This is a genomic window from Planctomycetia bacterium (assembly GCA_021413845.1).
Lineage (GTDB): Bacteria > Planctomycetota > Planctomycetia > Pirellulales > PNKZ01 > PNKZ01.
In genome coordinates, this window is the sequence record JAIOPP010000057.1 from 1 (window position 1) to 11855 (window position 11855).

Annotated in this window: 13 protein-coding genes; 3 read left to right on the forward strand and 10 right to left on the reverse strand. The window is 59.5% G+C overall.

What is annotated here, in order from left to right:
• Positions 1-94 precede the first annotated feature (94 nt).
• The gene (locus K8U03_09925; GenBank protein ID MCE9605204.1) at positions 95-2266 is read right to left on the reverse strand and encodes a hypothetical protein; all 2172 of its coding nucleotides are present in this window, start codon (positions 2264-2266) and stop codon (positions 95-97) included.
• A 325-nt stretch (positions 2267-2591) separates the two neighbouring features.
• On the opposite strand from K8U03_09925, the gene K8U03_09930 reads away from it, so the two are divergent.
• The 3 genes from K8U03_09930 (at position 2592) to K8U03_09940 (ending at position 4187) form a co-directional block, all read left to right on the forward strand.
• Positions 2592-3053: a MaoC family dehydratase gene (locus K8U03_09930; GenBank protein MCE9605205.1), complete on the forward strand. Its 462-nt coding sequence runs from the start codon at positions 2592-2594 to the stop codon at positions 3051-3053.
• Positions 3054-3138: 85 nt separating this feature from the next.
• Positions 3139-3723 carry a GNAT family N-acetyltransferase gene (locus K8U03_09935; GenBank protein ID MCE9605206.1) on the forward strand — a complete coding sequence of 195 codons (585 nt, stop codon included), beginning with the start codon at positions 3139-3141 and terminating at the stop codon, positions 3721-3723.
• Between the two features lie 122 nt (positions 3724-3845).
• Entirely contained in the window at positions 3846-4187 is a 342-nt protein-coding gene (locus K8U03_09940; protein ID MCE9605207.1) for a hypothetical protein, read from the forward strand.
• A gap of 40 nt (positions 4188-4227) precedes the next feature.
• Here K8U03_09940 and K8U03_09945 read toward each other — a convergent pair whose 3' ends face one another.
• The 9 genes from K8U03_09945 to K8U03_09985 form a co-directional block, all read right to left on the reverse strand.
• Positions 4228-4992, reverse strand: a complete 765-nt coding sequence (locus K8U03_09945) for a 1-acyl-sn-glycerol-3-phosphate acyltransferase (GenBank protein MCE9605208.1) — start codon at positions 4990-4992, stop codon at positions 4228-4230.
• Between the two features lie 16 nt (positions 4993-5008).
• Positions 5009-6031, reverse strand: coding sequence for a phosphatidate cytidylyltransferase (locus K8U03_09950; GenBank protein ID MCE9605209.1), 1023 nt, complete (start codon positions 6029-6031; stop codon positions 5009-5011).
• The gene (locus K8U03_09955) at positions 6028-6720 is read right to left on the reverse strand and encodes a CDP-alcohol phosphatidyltransferase family protein (protein ID MCE9605210.1); all 693 of its coding nucleotides are present in this window, start codon (positions 6718-6720) and stop codon (positions 6028-6030) included. Before K8U03_09955 ends, K8U03_09950 begins: the two co-directional genes overlap by 4 nt.
• A gap of 1 nt (position 6721) precedes the next feature.
• Positions 6722-7069: a hypothetical protein gene (locus K8U03_09960; protein ID MCE9605211.1), complete on the reverse strand. Its 348-nt coding sequence runs from the start codon at positions 7067-7069 to the stop codon at positions 6722-6724.
• Between the two features lie 14 nt (positions 7070-7083).
• Positions 7084-7365, reverse strand: a complete 282-nt coding sequence (locus K8U03_09965; GenBank protein MCE9605212.1) for a hypothetical protein — start codon at positions 7363-7365, stop codon at positions 7084-7086.
• 110 nt (positions 7366-7475) lie between these two features.
• A complete protein-coding gene (locus tag K8U03_09970; protein MCE9605213.1) occupies positions 7476-8258 on the reverse strand; it encodes a lysophospholipid acyltransferase family protein in 783 nt (260 codons plus the stop codon).
• 82 nt (positions 8259-8340) lie between these two features.
• Positions 8341-9225 carry a diaminopimelate epimerase gene (gene dapF, locus K8U03_09975; protein ID MCE9605214.1) on the reverse strand — a complete coding sequence of 295 codons (885 nt, stop codon included), beginning with the start codon at positions 9223-9225 and terminating at the stop codon, positions 8341-8343.
• Positions 9226-9310: 85 nt separating this feature from the next.
• On the reverse strand, positions 9311-9631 hold the full coding sequence (locus K8U03_09980; GenBank protein MCE9605215.1) for a hypothetical protein: 321 nt from the start codon (positions 9629-9631) through the stop codon (positions 9311-9313).
• Between the two features lie 55 nt (positions 9632-9686).
• On the reverse strand, positions 9687-11855 hold a 2169-nt coding region (locus K8U03_09985), incomplete at its 5' end, for an AsmA-like C-terminal region-containing protein (protein ID MCE9605216.1).

Consider the following 11855-nt stretch of genomic DNA (forward strand, 5'->3'; position numbering starts at 1 on the left):
ACGGAATTCCTTCGAGTAAATCATCGATCACCTCCGGTGATCGCCTAGCCTACTCAACTCCCGCCGATCGCGCTACGGCAATTTGGGATGCGCTCTAACGAGCTCCACCGGCGGCAGCACCGTGGATCACCGGTCCCGGGAAGAGCGTCGGCCCGGAACGGTCGGCCGAGGGGATCGATTGCGGCGTCGGTGCCGTTTTGGGAAACGAGACGGCCGGCTTCTCCGGCAAGTTCTCAACTTGCGGCGGCAGAGCAATCATCTCACTCTCCGTCGTCGGCGATGCGAGCTCGAAGGCTCGCTGCACTTGCGGCTCGTTGTTGAGATGAACCTCTTCCAAGTGCGAGAGCAAAATGCGCCGCACTTCCAGCACGCTTTGCGGGTGCCGGTGTATCGACATGTGATCGGCATCCACGACGATTTCCGAAGCGGCTCCATCGAGATGAGCGCTGTCGTAGCTGACGATACCGTCGCCCCGTCCTGAAGCCTTGCTGAGAAAACCCGGCTTCGATTGCACGCCGACGATATTGTGATATCTGACGCCCGGCGCAATCGGAGAGTGCAGCATGACGGGCAAGATCGGCGATTCCGGCGAGAGCGAATCGATGCTCGTCTTCACTTCCAGCAGAGCCGGATCGCGAAAGAAATTCGGGTTCTCCTTCACGACCTCTTCGCGGTTGAACATCATCGATGTCGGCAGCTTGATCAACTTGTTAGCGAGCCAGCGGGTCGTGCTGTTGGAAAAAGTGCTGCCGTGGTGCGGTGTGCCGATCGTGATTACGCGACGAATCGAGGGATTCGGCTCGAAGTAGAACACCTTTTGCAGTTTCTCGCGGGTCGCTTCGTCCGTCTTCAAGTCTTGAAACGGTTGGTCGCTGACGATGTGCCAATAGTCGTCGCGGCTTTCGACCGTTTGCATCTTCGACACCAAGCCCCCCATGCTATGACCGACCAGCACCATCTGATCGAAAGCTGGTTGGTTGCGCGACGGATCGACGCGTTTGCGCACTTCGTTTAAGTCGTCGCGAAAGGCTGCCGCCGAATTCCAAAACGGCTGGCCCGTCGGATAAAGATAAAACCAGAATTGATAGTTGTCGCGCAAGGTCGGGTCGCTGCGCAGATCGTTGAACATCTCCATCCATGTCAACGGACTCGACCAAAGCCCGTGGATCATCACGACCGGAATCTTGCCCGCCTCATACGGCTGCAACATATAGAGCCCGGCGTGCTCTTTGTTCGAGTCGGGCCGGAGCAGGCCGATCGTCGCCAAGGCGTCGAGCTTGAGTTCGGGATTGTTTAAGTAATAGGCGAGCGCCGTGCTCATGTCGCTTTCCAGCGGCACGCGACGTTGCGCAACTTCGATATCCGTCGATTCCAACGGATCGTAAAGCTCAAGCAAGACGTTCTTCGGCACGGCACCTTGAATCTCGCCCGGCTCGCAAGGCACGACCCGCAAGAACGCCGTGACCGGGAAGCTCAAGTCGGGCGGGTAGTATTTTTCCGCCCCATCGACTTCGGCCCGCTTCTTGCGCACCGCGATCAACGGCACTCCGAGCCCGTAGCTTTGGTAGCGATTCGCCAACCCGGCAACTTCGTAATCGGAAACGAACTCGAACTCGGCGATGTCGTCGGGTTGCCAAGTCTGCCGCCTCAGCACGATCGTGACGTTGCATTTGCGATTGGCCGATTCGATCGTATGGTTCGCGCCGGGGACGAGTTGCCCCCGCTTCTTCACGATCCGCAGCGCGCTTTCGAGCGCCGAGTTGTATAAATCGCACGAGCCGCGGAACTGCGGGTCGTACGGATTTCGGGCCGGTCCGAACTTTTCGTCGAACAGATACATATAAGAATAGGCGACGGACGTCTCATAAAAGTCGAGCGCGACTTTCTCGTTCGACGCTTCCGATTTCTTCCCACCGACATAAGCCAGTTCGGCAACCGTATAAACCAAGTCGATCGAGGGTTCTCGTTCGAGGATCGTTTGGAACTTCGAAATCAGTTGTTGCGAGTCTCCCTTCAAGTCGCCGACGGCATCGTAGCGCCGCAACATCTGCATCGTCCGTTCCGACGGTTTCGGGCCGGAGCGCGCCGTAAGACTCAATTGCTCGGAGAGGGGGTTCTTCGGCGCTTCGCGCAGTTTGACGTACTGCGTCGACGTGCAACCGAAGAAGCCGGCGACGAGCAACATCGCCGCTATGAGCAATTTTGCGGCGCGTACCGAGGCCGCATTCGGGTGGAAAGGTCTCAGGTTGCGGTGAGGAATATGCATGAAATCGGCAACGAAACTCGAACGATCCGAGACGTCGATCTCGACGCCGAGCGGAGGCCGCCGGAAAGGCGCGCTCCGCGGGCGCGGAAATGGGAGCGTTCCAATAGGCGATTCCGTTTCGTCGGTCAACCGCGCTTTGAATCGGCCGGGGGGCGGCGATTGTTTTGATTCCGCGAAAATGTCGGCTACCGATGATTTTTCGGCTGCTTATCGCTATTCCGATTTCGTTCTCGACCGTACCATGTTTGCGCATCGAAGCGTTTTAGTGCCGGCAATGCCGCGCCGCCGCCGACGCATGCCCCCAGCCCCGATTGTGTAGACAGCTATGGCCGCTCGGACGATTACAGGTCTTGAAGAGCTGCAAAGCTTCGTCGGCAAACGACTCGGCAGCAGCGACTGGTTCGACGTGACGCAAGCGCGGATCGATGCCTTTGCCGAAGCGACCGGCGATCGCCAATGGATCCATTGCGACCCGGCCCGCGCTGCCGTGGAGTCGCCGTACGGCACGACGAGTGCGCATGGTTTTTTTACGTTGTCGCTCTGCATTCAACTGGCCGACACGTCGTTCCATATCGCCGGCGTGAAGATGATCGTGAACTACGGCCTGAACCGGGTTCGATTTCCGATGCCGGTGAAAGTCGGCTCGCGAATTCGTATGAATTCCGACTTGCTGGAGTTGAAGCCCGCAGCTCAGGGAGTTCAGGCGGTCTTCAAACATTCGTTCGAGGTGGAAGATGTGGCGCGGCCGGCCTGCGTGGTCGAGTCGGTGTTGCGACTTTTTTTCTGATCGAAATCGTTTACGATGGTGAGTTCCGGCGCAGAGTATTGCGTCGCTGTTTACCGTACTTCAAGCCGCCGCCCAAAGTTTTGCCGTGTCTCTTTCGCTTCTTACTCAACTCGTCACGCCGCGGCTCGTCATGCGCCCGGCGACGCTCGACGATGCCGCCGCGCACTACGAAGCGGCTCGTGAGTCGATGGCGGAAGTCGGCCGTTGGCTAAGCTGGTGCCATACGGGCATGACGCTCGAAGAGAGCGAAGCGTGGGCCAAGATTTGCCACGACGCTTGGCGAACCGGCGAATTCTACGGCTTTTATTTATTTGATCGGGACGGCGGCCGATTCGTCGGCTGTTGCACGATCAATGAAATCGATCGCCAGCGCCGCCGCGCCAATCTCGGCTATTGGATTCGCACCAGCCGACAAGGCCGCGGCATCGCTACGGAAGCGGTGCCGATCGTCGCGCGGTTCGGCTTCCGCGAGCTCGGGCTGGAGCGTCTCGAAATCGTCGCGGCCGTCGGGAACTTGCCGAGCCAACGGGTCGCCGCGAAGGTCGGCGCAGCGCGTGAGGGGACGGCGCGTAATCGCCTCCGCGTGCACGGCAAACAGCACGACGCCGTAATCTTTTCGTTGATTCCCGGCGACCTCGCGGACGGCGCGGCTCCGTCTGCGCAGCGATAACGGCGGCGCACGACCGTTCGTTTCCATGCCGATTTTCGTGGCCTTTCTCGGTCGTTTATCTAGCGTTTCGCCTGTCGGGGAATTTTGCTGATTCCGACGGTCGGCCTAATTATGCTAGTTGTATGAACTACGCCGTCTATTCCGTTACCGCCGCCGCACCGTCTCTCTCTTGGGGACTCTACAAGATTGCGCACACGCCGACGGCCCGACTGCGCGTAGCTTATCACCTCACGCCGCGCAACGAATGCCGCACCGATACGTGTCACTTGAGCGCGTGCGACCCGTCGTACACGCAAGTGAAGCCACGCTTCGAGATTCGCGGCATACGCCCGCTCGGCAACGCAATGTATCTCGATCGCCTGCTAGCCGGCGGAATCGTCGGCGAAGACCTCCCGCTCGCCAACCTGCGAATTTGCCTCGACCGAGAAAACCTACTGGGCACGCAAGTCGACGTGGTGGCGTAGAATCGCGATTCGGTTCGCAAGCGCACCACGACGAATAGGTTTACTCTCGTTCGATTTCGCGGCTTGATATTTCCGCTCCGTTCTCGATGGGGCATCCGGCTAAGGTTCGCACCGCTTGCTCCGCGCTCGCGGCGACATGCCGCCACCCCTCGCGATCGCTCGCGACATCGGGAAACAACAGCGGCGCGCCGATCGACAGGGTGATCGGACGACGACGCGGAAGTCGCACGTCGGGTGGCATCGCGACATGACAGCCTGAGAGACTGCATGGTATGACGGGCACATTCGTGCCTGCGACGAGCATCCCTAGGCCGGCTTTGAACGAACTCATAGCTCCGTCGCGGCTACGAGTTCCTTCGGGAAAGAGAATGTACGCGCAGGGTTCTTCGACAAGTCGTTCGCGAAGCTGTTCCATGTGATGCGAACCACATTTCTTTCGCCACATCGGTAGGGCATTGAGCATCAGCGCCGAGAAGGCCGAGGTCGCAGGCGTACTGAAAAACACCTCTCCCGCGGCGATCGGAAAGATGCGGTCGCGGTGTGCATGCGCCAAGGAGGCGGCCAGCACCAGCACATCGAGATGGCTGGCATGGTTGGCGACCATCACGAACGGCGGCTTTACCGGAAGAAACTCGCGTCCCTCGATCTTGAGAGAATGCCAAAGCTTTAAATAGACGCGCGCAGCGCTCCACCAGGTGCGATGCAGCACAGTCGAGATCAGACCGCTTTCCCGTTTCAAACTTCGCAGTCGGTCTTGCGGCGCGAGACCGAGATCGCGCGAGGTTTCGAATTTCCAAGGTTGCATCGCAACGGACACGTCGCTAAACGTGCTCGACTCCCAGTAGGCTTGTGAATACGAACGGCGGTTGATCTAAGCCGATGCCTAAGAAGTAATGCAGATAGTGAAAGAAGACGGGTGCTGCCAGCAAGATGCTGTCGAAGCGATCTAAGAGCCCACCATGGCCGGGAATCGTCGCAGCCATGTCTTTGATGCCGAGGTCGCGCTTAATCGACGACAAAGTCAGATCGCCGAATTGGCCTGCGATGCTTAACAGCGCGCCGAGCCCTGCTAAACGAGGAATGCTCGCCAGGGTGGTCGACGCAAAGACGAACCGGCCGAGCACGACGACGAGCAGCGTCGTGAGCACGAGGGCCCCGAGCGAACCACCGACCGTTTTATTGGGGCTTGTGTTCGGACAGAGCTTACGTCGGCCGAATGTCTTGCCGCAGCAAAACGCGAAAATATCGTTCATCTCGACGACGATCAACACGAAGAGGATCAGAGCCCGATAGCGAGCGTCGTTTGCCAGATAGGCTAAGTGGCCGAGGCAGACACCGAACAAGAGATAACCGAAAATCGCCAAGGCAACGCGCTGGATATATCCTTGCGGTCGATCTTGCAAAACGGCAAACGCCACGATCGCGGCGACCGTGAGCGAGGAGAGAGCCATGAACAGACCGTACCAGTGATCGAGCGCAGCGAGCGTTAGAAAACCGATTCCCGCAACGACGAGAAAGCTGACCCATTTCTCGCGCACCAAGCCCGTCGCCCGAGCATATTCCCGATAACAAAACAGGCTCAAAAGCCCGATGCCGAGGATCGTCCAGAAGGCCCCGAGCAAAATCGGCACGACGAGCGTTGGAATGATGAGTAGCCAGCCGTAGTAGCGCAACAGCAACTCGCCGCGGAGCTTATCACCGATCTTTCCGGTCGCCGACAAGCCGCGTATCGCGAGCGGAACGATCGCGAGGACGATGACCAAACCGGCGACGATCCAGAGTGTGGCGGATTCGCTGGTCAAGGTACGCGGATCGAAGAGTCGTGTGATCGCTTGGCGATTCATTCGTGATGTTCTCGAAGGGGCGTTTCTCTAAGCTGTTCGGCGATGCGCAGCAGACGGCGTACGGAGGTGATCAAGCTTCCGACCGCGATGACGAATAAAGCTAAGGTCAGAATACCGAATTCCGGAGCGGAGCCGAACGCCGGCAGTCGTGCGTTCGGTGCGAATGCACAGAGCAAAGCCGTGACGGTCAGGAGTGCCATTCGTTGCTGTTTTGCCATCGGGCCGCAAAACTCTTGTCTCGCGCCTCCCGCTTTGCCCACCGCTCGAATATACGCGGTAAACATCGCGGCCAACGCTGCGGCATAACCGAGGCTCACGTTGCTATGTAGGGCATAGCCTGCGCCGATTAAGAATGCCGAGTCGGAAATGCGATCAGGCACATCGTTATAAAGTTCACCGACCGGCGAAGCTCGGCCGGTCGCAATTGCGACCATGCCGTCGTAAAGGTTGCATTGCAGACGGAGTTGCATCATCACGGCGACAACTAACCAGAGCCACCAAGCATGAGCAGGCCACGCCGAAGTAGCGGCGAACGCGAAGCCGCCGAGAATGCCGAAGACCGCACCGGCGACGGAGATGCCGTTGGGCGAGGCGCCGCTGCGCGCCAAGAACTCGGCGATCCGTTGAGAAAGCTTCCATTCACGAGCTGCGATCGGCCGCCGTTCGCCCGAATAGGGTGCTTCGGTCATTTCACTTTCCCAAGAGATACATACCAAGGACCAAACAAAGCATTCCCGCAACGTTCACCGGCTTGAGTTGCGTCTCGTAAACATACCAGGAAATCACCGCCGCCCAGATGAAGGTCGAAGCGTAAATCGGATAAAGAACGGCCAGGGAGCCGCCCCGTTTGAAGGCCGCGACGAACAGTACCATCACCGCCATGTAGCACACGACCCCGCCGAGCAATCGTGCGTTGAGCAGATACGTCGTCCAATTGCCGGTCGCTCGGTCGGCGCCGGATTTATAGAGAAACTGTCCGACCGCTCCGACGACCGCAGCAATTGCGAAACAGAGGATCGAGCTCCACGGAGTAGACATGAATCAAGTTGCCTTCATTGAGAAGTTATTCGCGAATCGTCGCCAGGCTTTGCTAGGGCGTACCAAGTTAGGCAGAACCACACGATGTTCGTGGCGATGAGCGGTATTTCGATGCGGCGACATAATTGCTGCACGCTGACCATCACTTGCGAGAGCTTCGGGTCGGCGAAAGCGCGGTGGTCGTAAAAGAACGACAAGCTCCAGCCCCCCAGCGAAAGCTCCGCCCATGCGATCACGGCGATCGTCGCGACGGCGTTCGCGATGACCAAGGAAATCAGAACGGTGCGCGAGCGCATGAAGACACCTTCGACTGGGACTGCTTGAGCAATGCGCTCGTCGACCGTTCGCCTCAATGAAACGCGTGAGCTGCGAAGCATTCTAACGGACGCAGCCACGGCACGTCGAATTACGCGGCACTGCGGCTGCGTGATCTTTTCATCGGCCGGCTCACGGTGTCGGCATCCGACTCAGCGCTAGCGATCGGCCGCGCCGTTTCTCGCTCGAACCGACGTTCTTCGACGCGCGTCGTGCCGGACTCGGCCCAAGCTTCGGCGTCGGTGGTGAGATAGTTGATCATCCGCTCGACTTCGCAACGGTAATGCTCCAAGCCGTCTCGGTCGAGCCGCTTGGGGATCTGCATTTCCGGTCCCCAGATCGCTCGGGCGCGCGAATAAGGCCGTGGCAACGCGAACCGGTCCCAACTATTCATGCGCCACGGCCGATCGTAGCCGTAACCCATCGGCACGATCGGCATGCCGAGTTTCGAGGCCAAGTAGATCGGGCCGAGGGCAAGTTGTCGGCGCGGACCGCGAGGGCCGTCGGGAGTGATCGTGAGATGGTTGCGGCGCGAGACTTGGATCAACTCGCGCAGCGAAGCGGTGCCGCCGTCGAAGGTCGACCCGCGCACGACGCCGAAGCCCTGATGGGCCGCGATCCGGCTCAGCACATCGGCATCGCGGTGCCGGCTGAGCAACATCGTTACGTTCGTTCGCCCACGTCGATCGAGCGGGATCAAAATGTATTCGTGCCAGAAGAGATAGATGCGCCGACGCTCCGGATCGTCGATCGCCGTGTCGACCATGCGATCGTACATCGACCAACGGCAATCGAGCGTATCCATCCAACGCCGCATCGTCGACGTTACGGCAAGGCCGGCGGCGTTGATCAAAAAAGGGCTTTTGATTTTCATCGATCGAACATCCGTGTCCTTAAAAACGCGTCTCGACTTTTAGCTTCGTCGACGTCGCACTTCGCGATCCGTTTCGCATCCCTTATACGTCGACCTCTCCGTGAAACACTTCCACCGCCGGGCCGGTCATGTAAAGGTGGTCGTCGTCGGCCCAGCGCAGTTCCAAGTCTCCGCCCGGCAGATGCGCGAGAACTTGGCGCTCGTGACGACCGGTGAGTGCGCCGGCAACGCACACGGCCGAGGCTCCGGTGCCGCAGGCGAGCGTGATGCCGCTGCCGCGCTCCCAAGTACGCATCGTCAGCTCGCGCGGGCCGCGCACTTCGACGAAGTGGACGTTGATCCGGCGAGGAAAAATCGGATGGTTCTCGAGCACGGGCCCGATCGCCTCGAGCGGCACTTTCGCTACGTCGCGACAATAAAGCATCACATGCGGATTCCCCATCGAAACGCAAGTCATTCGCGGATCGAGGCCGGCGGCGTTGCGCCACGCGGCAAACGGCTCCGGCGAAACATGGTCGAACAACGGCACGTCGACGATACGCTCGGCCGGACCGATCGACGACAGCGCGACGGGAATGCGCGCAGCTTCGAGAATCGGCAGACCCATATCGACGGTCGCGCGGCGCACGCGCCGGTCGACTACATCAAGCTCGATCGACAACACACCGGCTCCGGTCTCGATCTTCAGCGGCGACTTCTGCGCGAGACCATGGTCGTAGACATACTTGGCGACGCAACGGATGCCGTTGCCGCACATTTCCGATTCTCCACCGTCGGCGTTGAACATCCGCATCCGCGCGTCGGCTTTGTCCGAAGGGCAAATCAAGATGATGCCGTCGCCGCCGATGCCGTAGTGGCGATCGGCGAGCTTGATCGCCAGAGCAGCGGGATCGGCCGGCATCGGTTGAGCGAAGCAATCGACGTAGACATAGTCGTTGCCCGCGCCCTGCATTTTGGTGAAGCGCATGAATCGGAGAAGCTAATTGGGTGCGGAGTTCTTATCGGTCGACGAGTCTTGATTATTTTCGATTCGCGCCGATTTGAAAACCCCGTTAGCCGCTCAAATCAAGCCGGCTGCCGCTTTGCCCGCTGGGATCGATCGCGTTCGGTGCGGCTTCTACATTCTCGCCGGCATCGTCGCCATGTGCTTCGGGGGGCGCTTCGTAAAGCCGGCGACCATCGGCATCTCGATCGCTCGTTTCCGTGCTGCCATCCGTGACACCAATGCCTGCGGCATCTTCGGCGGCTGCCTGCGAATGGACTTCGCGTTGTTGGATGTCGGCCGCTTCGCGCGCCTTGTCGACGCCGGCCTTGGCCTGCGAAGCGGGCGTCGCCGCTATGCTGCCGATGATTCCCAGCGAGCCGATACTCATCGCGGACTCCTTTACGTGGGAAGATTCGATTACGACCAGTGTTCGTTTCGGTTCGTCAGTTGCGATCCAGCGGATACCTGCCCGGCGGAGAGACGCGCGTCGGCCCTTCGCTCAGTCTTAACGGCGAAGGGCTGTTGAGTTCCGCTTGGAGCTGTTCCAAAACCTGATTCACGCCCGGGAACGCTTCGCGGCGCACCTGCGGGCTCTTGAGCGTGCCGTCGACGTGGAGCAGGAGAATTTGCTGACTTGCTCCACCGAGCAACTGCTTCACAGCCGGAAGCCGCGCGGAATCGCTGCCGACGACCGTGCGGAATACGAGATTGATTTGATCGTTCAATAAGTTCAGCTCGCCGCGACCTTGCAGGCTCACCGCATCGCCGTCGAAATCGATCCGCTCCAAGTAGGCGTGTTCGCCTTGCAAGACGAAATTGATGTCGCTCTTGGTGAAGCCCGTCGCGTCGGGAGCGCGCAAGCTCAACACTTTCAACAGCGACACCATTGCGGGAAGCTGATAGATATCGGCGTTGCGGAGTTGAATGCTGCCGCGTCCTTGTAGATTGTTGCGCGTGCGCCCTTTGCCTCGCAAGTCGACCGTCGCCAGTATCTCGCCGCTAAGCTTGTTATTGCCTGCGATGTGCTCTTGCGCGAATCGCGACAGATTGCCGTTCGTGAGCGTCGCGAGAAAGGCATACTCCGGTTCGTCGCCGAGCACGATCCAACCATCGGCGACCGTCGTGCCACCGTAGAGCTTGCCTGTAACGTGGCGTTCGGCTTGCTCTCCCTTACGTCGATCGGCCCACATGCCGAGCAACACTTGTTCGTTGTCGATCCAAAGCGGACCGAGGACTTCCGTCACTTGATAATCGGCATACGAAATCGAATCGAGATTAAGCTCTCCGGTCGATTCGAATCGTCCCCCTTCGCTTCTGCCCGCGACGCTCACCGACCCGAAGATGCCCCGCAGATCGATACCGCACCGCAGCGAATTGTCGTGGCAGTCGATCGTGAGATTCCAATCCGACGACAAGGGCCGGCCCGGGACTCCGCTGCCGGCGAGCGTGAGTGCGCCGCGCACGTTGAAAGCTCCCGTCGGTTCAAGCGAGCTCGTCGCTTTCTTCAACTGCTCGGGCAGAGCATTGAGCAAGTCTCGATCGACGGCCAAACGATCGACGAAAACGCGTTCGAGTCGCAGCCGCCAGCCGCCGTTGGGGTCGACGAGGCACTCACCGACTGCGGATAGCTCCGTCCGGCCATGCTCGGCGCGCAGCTTTTCCATTTGCAAGCGGCCATCGGCGAGCGTGAAGGTGCCGTGTAGTTTTTCCATGCGGTAAGGAAAGTAAGTCGGCTCGATGCTGACGGTATCTTCGATCGGCTCGGCACGCACGGTCGTATGCAGGGTCTTGTCGCTCAGCCGGTAGCGAACTTCGCTGTCGATCTTGAGCATGCCGCGCGGCTTCATATCGTTCCACAAGCGCTGCGCACCGGGATTCAACGCATCGCGCAGCTCTTCATCGATGCGCACGTTGTCGCCGTGAAAAGTCAGAATCAATTCGCTTCCCTCGGGCGACGGCGTAAGCTGACCGCGGCAAGTGATTTTGCCCGTGTCGTTGGTCCCACGCAGGTCGTCGTGAAAGACCCAAAAGTCGTCTTGCACTTCGACCGTGCCGCTCACGCCGCTGATCGGGTAAGGGAACTTGTCGTAACGCACGAAGCAATCTTGGAACCCTAAGACAATGCGCTTCCGCATCGGGCCTTCGCCCGGTGCTTCCTTCCACAACCGCATCGCGACATTAAAGCGTCCCTGCGGGTGCATCGAACGGGCCAACGGCTGCATCGTTTCGGGAATCGCCCGCAACAAGCGCTCATCGATGCGAATTCCATCCCCGCGGATATCGGTCCAGCCGTGAGTCTTCGGGCCGTTGAGTTCGAAGTCGCCGATGAAGCGCATCTCTTCGGTGTTCGAGAGAGCCGTCAGTTGAAACGTCAGATTCTTGTTGCGCAATTCAAGCTTTCCTCGACCGCGCTCGAAGCGATAAGGAAACCTGTGGTAGGTGAAACCGACGTTCAAGCAATTCATCGTCACCTGCTGTTGCCAAGTCGTGCCGTCGAACGTGAGCACGGCATCGAGATCGACTTCGCCGGCCGGTAAGAAGTTATTCCATTGCGTCTTCCACTGCTCGGGCATCATGGCGAGCATCTTCGGATCGAGGACGAGCTTGCGAGC